This is a genomic window from Solidesulfovibrio aerotolerans (genome assembly GCF_009856865.1).
GTDB lineage: Bacteria > Desulfobacterota > Desulfovibrionia > Desulfovibrionales > Desulfovibrionaceae > Solidesulfovibrio > Solidesulfovibrio aerotolerans.
Genome location: NZ_WVUD01000059.1, coordinates 1 through 15,552 on the forward strand (window position 1 = coordinate 1; position 15,552 = coordinate 15,552).

The 15,552-nt window shown below is 55.3% G+C and carries 14 protein-coding genes and 4 pseudogenes; 1 reads left to right on the forward strand and 17 read right to left on the reverse strand.

The features are described 5' to 3' along the window. From GTA51_RS21065 to GTA51_RS18735, 8 genes are all read right to left on the reverse strand, one after another. On the reverse strand, nucleotides 1-310 hold a 310-nt coding region (locus GTA51_RS21065), incomplete at its 3' end, for a transposase (protein ID WP_246198230.1). Nucleotides 311-361: 51 nt separating this feature from the next. Continuing rightward, a complete protein-coding gene (locus GTA51_RS21600; RefSeq protein WP_160963831.1) occupies nucleotides 362-706 on the reverse strand; it encodes a transposase in 345 nt (114 codons plus the stop codon). A gap of 394 nt (nucleotides 707-1,100) precedes the next feature. Further along, entirely contained in the window at nucleotides 1,101-2,153 is a 1,053-nt protein-coding gene (locus tag GTA51_RS18710; protein ID WP_160963833.1) for a glycosyltransferase, read from the reverse strand. A gap of 44 nt (nucleotides 2,154-2,197) precedes the next feature. Then, on the reverse strand, nucleotides 2,198-2,914 hold the full coding sequence (locus GTA51_RS18715; RefSeq protein WP_160963835.1) for a sugar phosphate nucleotidyltransferase: 717 nt from the start codon (nucleotides 2,912-2,914) through the stop codon (nucleotides 2,198-2,200). Nucleotides 2,915-2,929: 15 nt separating this feature from the next. Next, nucleotides 2,930-3,916 carry an SDR family NAD(P)-dependent oxidoreductase gene (locus tag GTA51_RS18720; RefSeq protein WP_160963837.1) on the reverse strand — a complete coding sequence of 329 codons (987 nt, stop codon included), beginning with the start codon at nucleotides 3,914-3,916 and terminating at the stop codon, nucleotides 2,930-2,932. A 26-nt stretch (nucleotides 3,917-3,942) separates the two neighbouring features. Beyond that, the gene (locus GTA51_RS18725; protein ID WP_160963839.1) at nucleotides 3,943-4,854 is read right to left on the reverse strand and encodes an NAD-dependent epimerase/dehydratase family protein; all 912 of its coding nucleotides are present in this window, start codon (nucleotides 4,852-4,854) and stop codon (nucleotides 3,943-3,945) included. A gap of 67 nt (nucleotides 4,855-4,921) precedes the next feature. Beyond that, the gene (locus tag GTA51_RS18730; protein ID WP_160963841.1) at nucleotides 4,922-5,602 is read right to left on the reverse strand and encodes a methyltransferase; all 681 of its coding nucleotides are present in this window, start codon (nucleotides 5,600-5,602) and stop codon (nucleotides 4,922-4,924) included. Nucleotides 5,603-5,818: 216 nt separating this feature from the next. Further along, entirely contained in the window at nucleotides 5,819-6,103 is a 285-nt protein-coding gene (locus GTA51_RS18735; RefSeq protein ID WP_160963843.1) for a hypothetical protein, read from the reverse strand. A 37-nt stretch (nucleotides 6,104-6,140) separates the two neighbouring features. Here GTA51_RS18735 and GTA51_RS18740 point away from each other — a divergent pair. Beyond that, a pseudogene (locus GTA51_RS18740) lies at nucleotides 6,141-7,103 on the forward strand (IS4 family transposase); the annotation flags it as partial. A gap of 555 nt (nucleotides 7,104-7,658) precedes the next feature. Here the strand turns inward: GTA51_RS18740 and GTA51_RS18745 are convergent. The 9 genes and pseudogenes from GTA51_RS18745 to GTA51_RS21610 all read right to left on the reverse strand — a co-directional run. Further along, on the reverse strand, nucleotides 7,659-9,827 hold the full coding sequence (locus tag GTA51_RS18745; RefSeq protein ID WP_160963847.1) for a hypothetical protein: 2,169 nt from the start codon (nucleotides 9,825-9,827) through the stop codon (nucleotides 7,659-7,661). Nucleotides 9,828-9,963: 136 nt separating this feature from the next. After that, on the reverse strand, nucleotides 9,964-10,137 hold the full coding sequence (locus GTA51_RS21605) for a hypothetical protein (RefSeq protein WP_439333334.1): 174 nt from the start codon (nucleotides 10,135-10,137) through the stop codon (nucleotides 9,964-9,966). Between the two features lie 11 nt (nucleotides 10,138-10,148). Then, a pseudogene (locus tag GTA51_RS18750) lies at nucleotides 10,149-10,511 on the reverse strand (IS6 family transposase); the annotation flags it as partial. Nucleotides 10,512-10,572: 61 nt separating this feature from the next. Beyond that, nucleotides 10,573-11,700, reverse strand: a complete 1,128-nt coding sequence (locus GTA51_RS18755) for a DegT/DnrJ/EryC1/StrS family aminotransferase (protein WP_211922660.1) — start codon at nucleotides 11,698-11,700, stop codon at nucleotides 10,573-10,575. Between the two features lie 276 nt (nucleotides 11,701-11,976). Beyond that, nucleotides 11,977-12,524: pseudogene (locus GTA51_RS18760) on the reverse strand (IS6 family transposase). A 140-nt stretch (nucleotides 12,525-12,664) separates the two neighbouring features. Continuing rightward, nucleotides 12,665-13,377, reverse strand: a pseudogene (locus GTA51_RS18765) (IS6 family transposase). Nucleotides 13,378-13,446: 69 nt separating this feature from the next. Further along, nucleotides 13,447-14,133 (reverse strand): class I SAM-dependent methyltransferase, encoded by a 687-nt coding sequence (locus GTA51_RS18770; protein ID WP_160963851.1) that lies wholly within the window; start codon nucleotides 14,131-14,133, stop codon nucleotides 13,447-13,449. Between the two features lie 199 nt (nucleotides 14,134-14,332). Then, the gene (locus tag GTA51_RS18775; protein ID WP_160963853.1) at nucleotides 14,333-15,040 is read right to left on the reverse strand and encodes an IS6 family transposase; all 708 of its coding nucleotides are present in this window, start codon (nucleotides 15,038-15,040) and stop codon (nucleotides 14,333-14,335) included. A 75-nt stretch (nucleotides 15,041-15,115) separates the two neighbouring features. Beyond that, nucleotides 15,116-15,552, reverse strand: a 437-nt coding sequence (locus GTA51_RS21610; RefSeq protein ID WP_439333335.1) for a recombinase family protein, incomplete at its 5' end; no start/stop codon positions are given.

The following is a 15,552-nucleotide window of genomic DNA, read 5'->3' on the forward strand; positions in this document are numbered from 1 at the left end:
AACTACCGATGCCCAACGCAAGGCCCTCCTGCCACAACATCTCGATCCCTGCTCCCTGATCATCCCTGCCTGAGCTTCTGCCGCTTCCTGCTCGCCCTGACAAGACGCGTCTTATTGAGCGCTTACGTTTCCTCCAGCGGAAGAGGAGGTTGGGCGCGACACCGTGCTTTCTGGCCACGAAGGAGACGCTCATGCCCGGCAACAGCGTCTCCTCGACGATGCGCAGTTTCTCAGCCAAGGGCCAACGTCGCCGCTGGACCATGTTCACCACCTCGACCGTGGCAAACTCGTTAGCATTCTGTCTGGACATAACTCCAGCACTACCTCCTAGGCTGGCGGAAATGTCCGGTCGAAATGGGGGCTACTCCAGAAACCGGCAAATGGTCGAGGAAGCGGGCACTTCGTCGTGATCAAGGGAGAGGCCTACGAAACGGACGAATGACAGGCGGTCGTACAAAGATTCTTCCACAGCCACGTCACTTAGGTTGTACCAGCGCTGCAGCAGGAGAATTTTAAACATGGGCAGGGGCGGGTAGGCGGGATTGCCAACGGCGTTGACAACCCGTTGGAGCTTTTTGCGAAGCAATTTTTCGAGAGGCTTCCAGTCGATAAGACGATCAATCTCGTCCAAAAAGCAATCCTTGTGCTTGCGACGGGCCACTACGTAGTCGGCGATGCCAGGATTCTTGGAAGTGCGCTCGCTCATGCTTGCCTCCATCTTTTGGATGGACAAAATCTAGCATAACTACATAATTTTTCAAGATATTTATGAATGATTTCCGTGCATCGGTCTCAAAATTTAGATAGTTATCCAAACATAGGTCACAAGTAGGTCATAGATCGGTCAAAAACAGGTCACTGATCGGTCGCAAACCGGGTATGTTCCGAGCACAAATCGAACATTGCAATATTTATAAATAAGTTAAGTGTTTTATGCAAACTTGCCAGGGCGCAGGCCCTGGCAAGTGCCCCGCAGGCCAGTGAGCGTAGCGAGTGGGACCGGGGCTGACTTGCCTTTCACGATATTCTCCACGGCAAGGGCTCAGTCGCTGGAATTCGTGACGAGACGGCTCAAGCGCGATGAAAACGAGCAGCCAAGCTTAGCGTGCGATTTTTTCCGTTTTCTGAGGCGACCCCAGGCTGCGAAGCACGCGCCTGGCCGCTGGCAGATTCTTGAGCGCTCGACAGAAGTACCTGAGCCGCAACAGGATCCGGTATCGCGGCAGGATGCACAGAAACTCCGGAAACTCGCGCTCCAACGTCGCCACAAGGTCCTGGCGGCCGGCCGTTCGGGCGGCCGCCAGGATTTTATCGCAATACTCCAGACAACGTAGCGTCGGCAGAGGGAATTCTTGAGGAAAGAGGCCGTGGAGAGCCCGGTAGAACCGTAAGCTTGGAATGCCGCAGGCGCTAAACCACGCATCGGACTTGCCCGCGCCGTTCCAAATGCCGCCCGACCAGATGCGATATACCGACATGACGTCTTCCAAGAACAGAATGTCTCCGGCATGGGCGTGCACGAGATGGATGAACCAGTCTCCAGGAAGAATGTTCGGGCTGTACACGCGCCGAAGGTCCTGGTTCTGAAATTGCCAGCGATACATGACAGCGTTGGTCTGGATAAAATTTCGCTTTGCCAGATCCGCAAATTGCAGGCGGGTTTTGTTGAATCGGAACTGCGGAGCGGGAAACCGTTCGTCGGTGACTGCTCCCCCCTCGTCAATAATGCGCACGGGATGGAAGCACACGGCGCATTCGGGGTGGGCGCGCAGGGCGTCGTGCTGTTTTTGTAATTTGGACGGGTCTGTCCAGTAGTCGTCCCCCTCGCAGAGGGCGAGAAACTCCGCCTCAACACGGTTGAGCGCATCGAGAAAGTTCCCGGCGGCGCCCAGGTTTGTTTCCTGAAAGATCGGCCTGATGAGAGCAGGATATTTCGCGTGAAACTCCTGAATGATGCGTGGAGTCCCATCCGTCGAGCGGTCATCGGCAACGATGATTTCGAATGGAAAATCAGTCTGTTGTGCAACCAGAGATGCCAGGGCCTGCGCAATATAGGCTTCTTGGTTGTAGGTGATGCAGACTATTTGAACCGTTGGCTTCATCGGGCCTTCCAGGGTCTGGATGCTTTTTGTTGAAGGCTGTGGCAGACGCAATGCCCTGCTTCCTGCGTGCGGGACAGACACGTCTGCTCGCAAACCTAGCTGTTGGGCAAGAAAATGGACTTGTCCTTTTCGTACAGATCCTGCGCCAGTGCGTAATCTGCAGGGCGACCGATGTCGAGCCAGAAGTCTTTGCATTCGTAACAGTGGACGTTCTTGTGGTCTCCGACCATCTGCTTCATGAGGTCCGGTATGTCCAGGTAGATGTTGGGTTTGACATACGGGCGCACGGCCTCGCGCGACAGCACATACAATCCCATGCTCACCTGGTGTGAATAGACCGGCTTTTCACGGTAGCCCACGAGGCTGCCGGCGTCATCAATGTCGAGCACGCCGAAGTCGCTTTTGAGCTCTCGTGTGCAGGTGGCGATGGTGGCGTCCGCACGGCATTCCAGGTGTTCGCGGTAGAGGTCGGAAAAGGAAATAGTGCTGAGCAGGTCGCCATTGAGCAGGAAAAAGTGCTCGCTCAGTTGGTCGAGGGCCGCGCCCATGGGGCCGGCCGTTCCCAGGGGATGGTCCTCGAAGCTGTAGGTGATGTTCAACCCGAGCCGTTGCCCGTCTTCAAAGAAGGCTCGAATAATGTGGCTCAGGTGATTGACTGCGAGAATGACGTCTTGCACCCCATGTCGCTTGAGCTGGTTCAGGATGAGCTCAAGAATGCAAACGTCGCCCAGCGGCATAAGTGGCTTGGGCAGAACGGCCGTGTAGGGCGCAAGGCGTGTTCCTTTGCCGCCGGCCATGATAATGGCTTTCATGGTGCTGTGTCCTTGCTAAACGGTGTATTGATCCGTTTTGAACAAATGGAGATTGGTTTCAACAAAGCTGATGGTTTCCTTGAGCCCTTCCTCGAGAGACACCGTGGGCTTCCACTGTAACAGCTCTAGGGCCTTGTTGTTGTCTGAAAGGAGCTTGAAAACCTCGCTCTTGGACGGGCGCAAGCGGCTGGCGTCCTGCACGATGGGTTTTTTGCATTCCATAAGCTCAAGGATCTTGTGGGCAATGGCCCCGATGCTGTCGGTTTTGCCTACGCCAAGATTGATGGTCTCCCCCTCGACGCCGGGCATGGTACCCGCGGCGATAAACCCCAGGGCCGTGTCGCGCACAAAAGTCATGTCCCGCTGCGGGTCCAAGGACCCCATGCGGATTTCCTGTTGTTCCAGTGCCTGGGAGATGACCGTGGGAATGAACGCGCGGGCCGACTGGCGCGGGCCGTACGTGTTGAAAGGGCGCAGGGTGACCACGGGCGTGGCAAAGGAGAGGTAGTACGACTCGGCGATCTTGTCTGCCCCGATTTTTGAGGCGGAGTAAGGGGACTGGCCCTGCAGGGGATGTTTTTCATCAATGGGAGCGTACAACGCCGTGCCGTAGACCTCGGAGGTGCTGGTGTGCACGACGCGGTTAAGCTCAAGGCGGCGCACGGCCTCCATGACATTGAGCGTACCCTCTATGTTGGTGCGCACATAGCTGCGGGGAGCGATGTACGAAAACGGAATGGCGATGAGTGCGGCAAGGTGAAAGACAATGTCCATGCCTTTTAGAGACTGCATGATGAAGTCGCTATCTTCGACATTGCCCGCCACAACTCGGATTGCCGTTTTGACGTCCGGCGGGAGAAACTCCAGATTGCCCCATTTGGCGCTGGAGTTGTAGTGAATCATGGCGGTTACGTCAGCGCCGGCCTTGACCAGCTCTTCCGTCAAGTGACTGCCGATAAACCCGCCTGCACCGGTGACAAAAACCCGTTTCCCTTTCAGCATGAGCAGTTCCTTCCTCATCTCCCGGTTCAGGAAAGCATTTCCTTGATGCATTGATGCAGGGCGCAGGGCGGAATGGACAGCCCAAGCTGCCGGAGCGCTGCGCCTGTGCCGACAAACACGTCCGCCACGGGCTTGGCCGGTGCGGCTTCCTGGATTCTGACTGCGGGGGAGAGCTGTGCGATCAGACACTCCGCCAGATGCGCGAGGGAAACGCCAGTTCCGCTGCACAGGTTGACGACCTTGCCCAACGCATCCTTGGTTTCGGTTAAGTGAATCAAGGCCTGGGCGCAATCCCGGACATGAATGAAGTCCCGCACGCCGTGCAGCGGTCCGGTATGAATGCACCGGTCGCCCGTGGCGGGAAGCTGCAAAGCTTGCCGCACAAACCGTCCCAGCGCAAGATGTTCCGGCATGCCTTTTCCCAGTACATTGAAGGGGCGGACGATAATCACAGGCTGACCGGCGCTCGCCGCCAGTCCGTGCAGGCTCTGGGCGTACTTGCTAATGCCATAGGTCGACACGGGTTGGCAGGGGCAACATTCATCCACGGCCCGGCCGTATTGCGAAGGGGGGTTCGCATGCTGGGGGCCATATTCCGCAGCGCTTCCCGTCAGCAGGACGCCGGCATTGACGCGTGCTGCCGCCTGCAGCAAATGAATGCCGAAGCAAGTGTTGACGGTGTATTGGGTCGTGGGGGAGTCCGACGTGGTTCCCGCCAGATGAAAAATCCAGTCCGGGGACACTGCTTCCACCACGCTGCGGAGGCTGTCCGCATCCAGTGCGGCGAGGCGATGATGCCCCGGTCCGCCCTCGGAAACGCCCGTTGTGGCGACGATCCAGCCCTCGTGGTGCAGCAGATCCACAAGGTGGTGTCCGATAAATCCGCCAGCCCCGGTGATCAGGGCTCGCCGTGCACTCTGCACATTCGCTGGCTGCATGAAAGAACTCCGCCTGTTGGCTTTGACAAACCGGCCCAAACAAGTTGACGGTGCCGTCCCACTGCCATCAGCCCGGCTTGGCCGCCGACAGGCAGTATTGGCCGCCCAGCGGCAGCCAGGTTAAAAAGCGTTCCAGATCGGCCAGCGGCGCCAGGGCCGGCGGCGCAAAACTGATGTAGCGCACCCGCACCTGCCCCAATAAAGCGCCCTGCGCCAGGGCTTTCGCTTGCGCAGGCGGCACCAACGTCACCCCGGCGTCGAAAGGACAGCGGGCCACTATGCGCCGGGTGAGCGGATTGGCCGGATTGTGCTCGAAAACCAACAGCCGACCGCCCGGCGCCAAAGCCTCGGCCATAGCCGCCAGTAGCGCATCCCGGGCCGCACCTGGCACGTGATGCAGCACGCCGGCCGCAAAAACCAGATCAAACACGCCCGCCGGCACACCACCACGCCTCAGATGATACAGCGTCACCCCAGGTGCCGCCGTCGCCGCCTGCTTCAAAGACTTCTCCGAAATGTCGCTGCCCGCGACCGCCGACCCAGGAAACGCCGCTGCCAAATGCGGCAGATTGCCGCCCGTGCCGCAACCGTATTCCAAAATGCGCCGGGGCGGCGCATCCCGCAACAGCCGCTTGGCCAGCGCCGCCTTGCGCTGCCGGAAAAATTCCAGATCGCCGCCCGCCGAGCCCAAACTGCGCTGTAACAACGCTTCGTAATCAGCCGCGTAGTCGTCAAAATCCTGTGTCACGCGTATTTTTTCCTTATTACTCAGGGCATGAAATACCTAACATCCCGCCACAGGGAAATGGTGCCCAGCCTGAATTCCAATTGGTCAGCGCAGCCAAAGTGTTAATTCGTCCGTCTTTAGGGTTAAAACCCCCGGCTTTCAGCCGGGGCAGCTTTCAGCTAGCGGTTGAGTTTTCCTGGACGCAATCGCACCGAAGCAACGACTGTCTTTTACGACCTACATCGGAGTTGTGAATAGATCGCTTGGTTCGCCGTGATGCAGCTGGACTTTCAGTCCGCAGGCTTTAAACCCACCAGCTTCAGCTGGTGGTTGTTTAGTATTAACTCGACTTTCGGGGATCAACTTCAAATAAAAGCAAAATACAACTGGCTGGTATCTTGGATTATTTTTCTTGAAGGACACTTCCTGCCCCTGTACACTGTTGTTACCAAGCACCAGAGCACAGAAGAGGAAGTGCCCAAATGGAAAATACGGAAAATTTCCCATGATTTCAAGCAACAAGAAAGAGTGTCGCCAGCAAGATTGACATTTTTTCGACAACGTCAGCCTAAATAAGCTTGCATCCGCTTATGGCATTTCCAAAAACAAAGGCGTTTCTGCAAAGAAATTGCTTATGGTGCTTTTTACAATGCCATTTCTCGGAACGAATATTTATCGAACCACGGTGTGTAACACGGACTGTGAGTTTGGCAAGGACGTTGTCTATGACTTCCTCGGGTCGCATCGGTTCAGTTGGCGACGGCTGCTTCTCATGGTTGCCCTCAAAGTCATATTCATGCTTGACGCTCTCACGACAGAGAATCGTGAAACCGTGCTTATCCTCGACGATACGTCCGTACATCGGCCTCGGGCCAAGAAGGTTGAACTTCTTGCTCGAGTCTATGACCACGCCGAAAAGAAATTCATCAAGGGTTTTAGACTGTTGACGCTGGCTTGGTCAGACGGCGCAAGTCTGGTTCCCATTGATTTCGCACTGCTTTCTTCTACCAACCCGTGCAACCGTTATCAGGGTGTCCTTAAACAGTTGGACAGGCGCACCTGTGGAGCCAGGCGGCGGCGCGAGGCTGTGACCAAGTCAACGAGCCTTCTTGCGCCCATGGTTCAGCGTGCGCTTGAGACTGGCGTCAAAGCCCGCTACCTGCTTATGGACAGTTGGTTTGGCATGCCCGCCATCATCGCTTCCTTACGTCACCTGATCCCGGTCATTTGCATGATCAAGAGGACACCTACCGTTCTCTACAGATTCAATGGAAAGCGTCTTTCTGCTGAAGGCATCTTCCGTGAAGTTAAAAAACGTCGTGGACGCGCAAAAATTCTTTCCAGTGCCGTTGTTACCATGAATGATGGCGAACAAGCTCGGATTGTTTTCGTCCGAGATCGGAAAAAGAAAGATTGGCTGGCCCTTCTTTGCACAGACATCAATCTCTCGGAAGAGGATGTCGTCCGAATCTACGGCAAAAGATGGGATGTTGAAGTTTTTTTCAGGACTACAAAAAGGTAGTCAGCCCAGAGACTTTGACACGCTCATTGCCCACTCAACCATCGTTTCTCTTCGATACATCTTTTTAGCCCTTGAACAACGTCAAAAAGCTGACCCTCGTTCCCTGGGGCTTCTCTTCCACGCTTGCTGTGAAGAAATGCGAGATGTGACATATCTCGAATCTCTAAAGCGCATCATCGAGCTTGCAGCTATAGAGATACTGCCAAAACACCCCGGACATACAGAGATTTACAATGCCTTAGCCGAGGCTATGGTTGGCCAAGCGATCCGATATTTCAGCCTAGATAGCTCAATTTGTCAAAGATCTCAAGCCAAAGCGGCTTAGCCGCAACCCCGAAAGTCGAGTTATTAAGTGCTCCAAGTAATAACAGCCCGTTAAAAGGTACCGTCGCCGATTACCGAACCGCCCGAGCCCAAGCCTTCGATACCTGGGCCGAAGTCGCTGGCGCTCGCCGGCTGCGTGATCCCGCCATACCCAACCATACACATTGCGGCACCCGATGCGCAAACCAGCGCGAACAAGTTGACGGTGCCCTCCCGCGGTGTCGTCGGGAGTCAAGGCTCCACCTGAGCGATCGGGTTAAACTGAAAAGAAGAAATTCCAATGAGTAGTTGCCTGGTATCATTGGAATTAGATTTTGTGCCATCTTGGGTTGCCTGCGGTGTGAGAGCGAATTGGTTGTATCCGATTTCAACAGGAATAGTGATGGAAATTAACATTTTATTATGAACTGGGATGGTCGCCGAAAACGTATCCCTTTTTGAGAGAAGGATGGAAGCACTGTGAGGATCGGTTGCGGATGGGCCTGGCTCGGCCTTTGCACGAAACACAGCAAAACCTGTATAGTCTGAATAGAATGAAATCATTGTGGTACCGTTTCCAAGCCAATACCAAGGGGGACCATCAAGCTTTTCTTGACCATTAGGATTAACAACCTTGTCAAAGAGAATTTTAGGGCTATGGAGTGGATATAGGAAAGCAGCTTGGCTGCATATACTCGGTTGGATGTCTGTAAATAGGTCAATGTAGTCTGACACAACAAAATCAGCTTTAGAAAAAAAATAATTTTTGTCGATAGCTTTATAGAAATATTCGCTAAATAAAAAATAGTCGTTGCCTACTAAGGCCGTTTTGTTTTTTCTCAAAAAATAACTGACCCACGGAAGATTGTCTAGCTTGTTTAAATTTATCACGGCACTACCGGAGCCAATTTGTTTTGAAAAACTATATAAAGGCAAGTAAGATGAGACCTTGTCTTTGAAAGGCAAGTTTTGAAAAACAACAATCCTCCAAGATGTAAATCCAATAAAAAGAACAGTGACGAATACGGGCAAAGCGTATCTAAAAAAATACGACCGTGTGCAAATAAAATTAGTTCCTACAACGACAAGGAAGCAACATAGCCACCAGCTTATAATCAAAAATTTGTAAAAACCGTAGTCGTATTTTAAAAATATTAAGACAAAAAATTGAAGAGTGAAAAGAAAAACAAACAGGATCGCAAGTGAGTGGTTTTTGTATTTTAAAATTTTAAAAAATCCGACTAGAAGTATGCCAGCTAGCAAAATAAGCGCATAATTAGAAAAAGTGCCAAGAAACTCGGGCAGTATAAAATGGTCGGAATCTAGGGGAGGGTAAAGGCCAAGGTATGTGGCTGAGAAAAGAGATGGATTCAAAAAATTGACAAAGTAACCAGTGCCTGGACGCGAAGACCAATCTCCCGTTACAGTCTGTAATTGAATAATCAGCATGTGTTTCATGTCGGCGAGTGCTGGCAGCAAAAAAATCAGCATAATAATAGTAGCGGTGCAGAAAATCTTAAAGAAATGTTTTTGTTGTTTCTTAAAGCGCAACGCATAAAATAGCAAGCAGATGCAGCCAGCAAGCAGGATCGGCGACGATTCGAAATAAACATAAACACAAAATGAAAAAATACTGCCCAAAAAAATATAATCTTTTCTGTCTTTTAGATTGCTGCTTGCTACGTAACCTGCAACTGTTGGCAAAATTTGCAAGGCAAGAAGATTATCAAAATTGTTTGCAATGATAATGTTCAATGTCCAACACGAGATGACAGTTATTGCGGAGTAGAATAAGACCCAGGTTGAGTTGGTAAGCATTTTGCTGGAAAGTCCAAAATAAAACGTAGAAGTGAAGTATAGAAAAACCAGCCACCCCAGGTAATGGCCCACGACAGAAATGACTTCTCCGCTTGGAGAAGCAATCGTTGAGAAAAAAGCCAGCAAGGCACCGGAGGCATACCGAAAGGGGTAAAAAGCTCCTATTTGGTAAAATGGAGACGTGGCAATGGTTTCATGATTTGGATTATCCCAAAGATATTGTGCCTTTGCGATGTAAAGCCACTTGTCAGAAAAGGGGCTTCCGGGATAGCTTGTTAGGCCATGAACCAAGTAGGGAAAAATTAAAAACGATGAGGAACAAGCAAAAATAAATAGCAAAAAATAGTAATACAAATCGCGCTTATTAGAGTTAATGAGTCCATCAACAGCGAGTATGATGCTTATGACCCATAAAATGCAAGATAATATTTTGAATGGAAGATGCAGAGAAACCCCGACACACAGAACTAATGTCAGAAAAATACAGAATGCAATTGGACTCAGAAGATTATTGCGCGGCTTCTGTTCGAGAAGTTTAAAACGGAATAATAACGACTTTCCAGCCAAACAGCTTATAACGTAAAATATTAATAATTGAACCACGCTCATCTCGCTTTTTTGCCAAAAGAAGCAATGCTATCCTGGGCAGGGTTGTTGTGGAAGCCTGAATCGGCACCGTCAACTTGTTTGGGCCGGTTTGCGCATAGGGTGCCGAAACGTGTGGTAGGGCATCTTGGGATCACGCAGCCAGGCGAGCGCCGGCGACTTCGGCCCAGGTCTCGAAGGCCTGGGCTCGGGCGGTTCGGTAGTCGGCGACGGGGCGGTGGTCTCGGCGAAGGTGGAAGAGGTTGGCGATCGGGTCGTGGATGGAGAGAAATAGTTGGACTTGGCGAGCCGACTTGAAGCGTTTCATCTGCCGTTCTCCAACCGCTTGGCCGCCTTCGCATCCCGCCGGCTCTGGACCAGCACGTCAAGGACGAAGCCATCCTTGTCTACAGCCCGCCAAAGATACTGGCGCTTACCGCCGATGGTCAGGACGACCTCATCCAGGTGCCACTTATCACCCCGGCGCGGCGCCCGTCGGCGCAGTCTGTTGGCGATATCGCGGCCGAATTTCAGCCCCCACTGGCGGACCGTCTCATAGCTGACCGTGATGCCCCGTGCCGCCAGCATGTCCTCAACCATTCGCAGGCTCCGCGGAAAGCGGAAGTACAGCCACACGGCAGTCGAAATGACCTCGGCGGGGTAGCGATAACCGGCAAAACGGGGATCAGGGTGCGTCGACATGCTGCTCAATACCCGGATGCGACGTTTCAAGCAACCTCTCGGCCGACAAGTTGACGGTGCCTCAGCGGGGCATGTCGCGAATCATGCTGGCGATGGTGGTGGCGTCTTCGTCGGGCAGGGCCCCGTAAAAGGGGAGGGCCATGCACTCGGCCGCCACGCGGGTGGCCACCGGGAGATTCTCCGGCCTGGAGGAGGGCAGTTTCTTGTAGCATTCAAATGTGCTGCACAGCGGGTAGAAATACTTGCGGGTGAGCACGTTGTGCTTTTTGAGCTCGGCATGCAGGGCGTTTCTGGAAAGTCCGTATTCCTGTTCGTGAATGCGGATGGAGAAGTACTGCAGGCTTTCCCGGGTCACCTGAGGCAAAACCGGTTGCACGGTGACGCCGGGCACCTGGCCCAGGACCTCGCGATAAATGGCCGCAATGCGAGCCCTGCGTTCGCGCTCGTCGTCCATGATTTCCAGCACGGCCAGCCCAACCGCGGCCTGCAGCTCGTTGAGCTTGCCATTGATGCCCACGCCGCCCACGGTTTCTTCGCTAAGGATATTAAAATTCTTGCAGCGTTCAATGCGTGTGTGCATCTCGGCGCTGCCGCAGGCCAGGGCGCCGCCCTCGGCGGTGTGAAACAGCTTGGTGGCATGGAAGCTGTAGGCCGTGATATCACCAAAATTGCCTATGCCCGTGTGCTCCACTTCAAGCCCGAAGGCGTGGGCCCCGTCGTAGAGCAGACGCAGGTTATGCTTTGCAGCAAGGTGCGCCAGGGCGTGCACGTCGCAGGGCATGCCAAACACGTGCACGGCCAGAATGGTCGTGGTGCGCGGCGTGATGGCCGCCTCCACCGCTTTGGGGTCCAAAGTGAGCGTGACGGGGTCGATGTCTGCAAACACCGGCTCCGCCCCGGTCCAGTTCACCGCATGCGGCGTTGCCGCAAAGGTGAACGGCGTGGTGATCACCTCGCCCTGCATGTCCAGCACCTTTCCTGCCACAAGCAGGGCAATGGTGCCGTTGCACAACAGGCTCAAATGCGGAACCCTGAGATGCTGGGTCAAGGCCGCCTCAAGAATGCCGTGCTGCTTGCCCATGTTGGTAAGCCACTGGGCTCCCCAGATATCTTCCATTCTGCGGGTGATGGCGGGAATTGGCGGAAGCAGAGGACGTGTGACGAGAATTGGCTGGGGAAAGGTACGCACGCCTTCTCCTTGTGTGTGCAAGTGGTTGTGCCTGCACTTCGGATCATCCCCAAGGCTGGGACAATCGCCTGCGATTTTTTTGGTGTTGGACATTTCTTTCCGGCTAAGTTAAAAGAGATAACATGCTAGAATTGTTTTGTTTTAAGCGTTGTCGTCGCGGGTCAATGAGGTCGAGAATTTCACATTGTTGAAACAGATTTCGTTGCGGCACCGTCAACTTGTTTGGGCCGGTTTGCGCATAGGGTGCCGAAACGTGTATGGTAGGGCATCTTGGGATCACGCAGCCAGGCGAGCGCCGGCGACTTCGGCCCAGGTATCGAAGGCTTGGGCTCGGGCGGTTCGGTAGTCGGCGACGGAGCGGTGGTCTCGGCGAAGGTGGAAGAGGTTGGCGATCGGGTCATGGATGGAGAGAAATAGTTGGACTTGGCGAGCCGACTTGAAGCGTTTCATCTGCCGTTCTCCAACCGCTTGGCCGCCTTCGCATCCCGCCGGCTCTGGACCAGCACGTCAAGGACGAAGCCATCCTTGTCTACAGCCCGCCAAAGATACTGGCGCTTACCGCCGATGGTCAGGACGACCTCATCCAGGTGCCATTTATCACCCCGGCGCGGCGCCCGTCGGCGCAGTCTGTTGGCGATATCGCGGCCGAATTTCAGCCCCCACTGGCGGACCGTCTCATAGCTGACCGTGATACCCCGTGCCGCCAGCATGTCCTCAACCATTCGCAGGCTCAGCGGAAAGCGGAAGTACAGCCAGACAGCGGTCGAAATGACCTCAACGGGGTAGCGATAACCGGCAAAACGGGGATTAGGGTGCGTCGACATGCTGCTCAATACCCGGAAGAGACTTTTCATCAACCTCTTGGCCGACAAGTTGACGGTACCAAAAACCAGGGGCACCGTCAACTTGTTTGGGCCGGTTTGCGCATAGGGTGCCGCAATGTGTCTGGCTGGGCATGCCAGGATCACGCTGCGAGGCGAGCGCCGGCGACTTCGGCCCAGGTCTCGAAGGCCTGGGCTCGGGCGGTTCGGTAGTCGGCGATGGGGCGGTGGTCTCGGCGAAGGTTGAAGAGGTTGGCGATCGGGTCGTGGATGGAAAGAAATCGTTGGACTTGGCGAGCCGACTTGAAGCGTTTCATCTGCCGTTCTCGTCGCCTCGTCGGCTGGTGAGAGTTCTCGGCTCGATTGTTGAGACCCTTGTGCTGACGATGTTCGACGCCGGGCATGGTTTCGCGCTTGGCGGCGGCGTAGCTCTTGAGCTTGTCGGTCACCAGCACCCGTGGCTCCACCCCTTGCCTCTTCATCAGCTTTCGCAGCAACCGCTTGGCCGCCTTCGCATCCCGCCGGCTCTGGACCAGCACGTCAAGGACGAAGCCATCCTTATCCACAGCCCGCCAGAGATAATGGCGCTTGCCGCCGATGGCCAAGACGACCTCATCAAGGTGCCATTGGTCGCCCCGGCGCGGCGCCCGTCGGCGCAGTCTGTTGGCGATATCGCGACCGAATTTCAGCCCCCACTGCCGGACCGTTTCATAGCTGACCGTGATACCCCGTGCAGCCAGCATTTCCTCAACCATTCGCAGACTCAGCGGAAAGCGGAGTACAGCCATACGGCGGTCGAAATGACTTCGGCGGGATAGCGATAGCCGGCAAAGTGGGGATTAGCGTGCGTCGACATGCTCCTCAATACCCGGACGCGACGTTTCAAGCAACCTCTCGGCCGACAAGTTGAAGGTGCCCCAGATGGTCAGGCAATGGGTCTTTCAAGCAAAATAATGCCGTCGCGTTGAAAGAATCCCAGATCCGGTTCGACTACATTCCATCCCGATTGCCGGGCCATGGCAGCCATGTTTTCGCGTGTATTGCGGGGCCACCATATTTTGTCGTCCGGCAAGGTCGTAAATTCAAACGGCACGCCGCCCCGGTCCCAACCCCACTTCGTGAGTTTGGTCCAATCGCCGTAGTTGTGCACGGCAAGACCGCCCGGCTTCATCTTGGCCAGGGCGTTGGCCAAAATCTCGCCAATGAGCGGCAGATTGCAGTGGACGAACACACCGAAGGAAAAAAACAAATCAAAGTAGCTATCCGGGAGCACGGCGAAGGAATTGTCCTCGACCTGATGGCAGAAAAGACGCCCGGCGTAGCGATCCGGCGCGAGCCAAGGGGTGACGTCCTGGAAATCGCAGGTATGCACCTCGCCTTCGGGAATGAGGCTCAAGATGGCCCGGGTCCAAGATCCCTGGCCAGGCCCAAGTTCCAGGACCCTGTCGTTCGGCCGCAGCTTCGCGTGCAGAAATTTACGGTAGAAATTGAAATAGGAGCCCCCTATCATGTGCTCCTCCTTGGCCCGCTGCGCATCCGGTCGCGTGGTCATGATGTCGCCGCTGTCGTATCCGTAGTCAAATTCCTGTTTGAGCCATTCGAGCGTAGGCATGGCGTCTCCTTGTTTTTGATCCGCCCGGGATGGCGGACGGGCGTCGCGGACCGTTGTTGCCGCTGTCGCATCCTTGAGCGGGGCCAGCCGCCGGCCGCCAAGAGATGCGGACAGGCCCTAGCACACAGTGGCACCGTCAACTTGTTTGGGGCGGTTTGCGCATAGGGTTCCGAAATGTGTCCGGCTGGACATGCCAGGATCACGCAGCGAGGCGAGCGCCAGCGACTTCCGCCCAGGTCTCGAAGGCCTGGACTCGGGCGGTTCGGTAGTCGGCGATGGGGCGGTGGTCTCGGCGAAGGTCGAAGAGGTTGGCGATCGGGTCGTGGATGGAAAGAAATCGTTGGACTTGGCGAGCCGACTTGAAGCGTTTCATCTGCCGTTCTGGTCGCCTCGTCGGCTGGTGGGAGTTCTCGGCTCGATTGTTGAGACCCTTGTGCTGACGATGTTCGACGCCCGGCATGGTCTCGCGTTTGGCGGCGGCGTAGCTCTTGAGCTTGTCGGTCACCATTACCCTTGGCTCCACTCCCTGCCTCTTGAGCAGCTTTCGCAGCAGCCGCTTGGCCGCCTCCCGCCGGCTCTGGACCAGCGCGTCAAGGACGAAGCCATCATTGTCCACAGCCCGCCAGAGATAACGGCGCTTGCCGCCGATGGCCAAGACGACTTCATCCAGGTGCCATTTGTCGCCCCGGCGCGGTGCCCGTCGGCACAGGGTGTTGGCGATATCGCGGCCGAATTTCAGCCCCCACTGCCGGACCGTCTCATAGCTGACCGTGATACCCCGTGCCGCCAGCATTTCCTCAACCATTCGCAGACTCAGCGGAAAGCGGAAGTACAGCCACACGGCGGTCGAAATGACCTCGGCAGGGTAGCGATAACCGGCAAAGTGAGGATTATGGCGCGTCGACATGCGGCTCAATACCCGGACACGACGTTTCAAGCAACCTCTCGGCCGACAAGTTGACGGTGCCGTGGGAAGCAAGGCTTACGGCAATTCCAAACGATGTTTCAAGGCAAAAATGTGCTCGATGAGCCCGGGCGACTCCAAACCGATGATCCCCTGGGGCCAATAGGCGTTGCTGTTATAGAGCTTCTCCAGGCCGCCCTCGCGGAAGGCGGCCCGGCAGGGATCGCTGCAGATGATGCCGCCGGTGTCGGTGCCGTTATTGTCGTCGTGGAAAAGCGACCCGAGCCGCCCGGCCTCCTCCGGGGTGGGAAAACTCCACGGGCGGCGCAGGATGGCAATCACCTCCCGGTCGATCTCCTCCAGGCAGGCCGCATCTAGCACCGGCCGGTCGCCCTCGCGCACGAAGGCGAGGAGCGCGTCGAGCTGTGGCCGTCGAGTGTCCTTACCCGACGCCTTGTCGGTGAACACCTTGTCCACCTGAACGTGTTCGAGCTGCCGTTCCGGGTTCTGGTCGA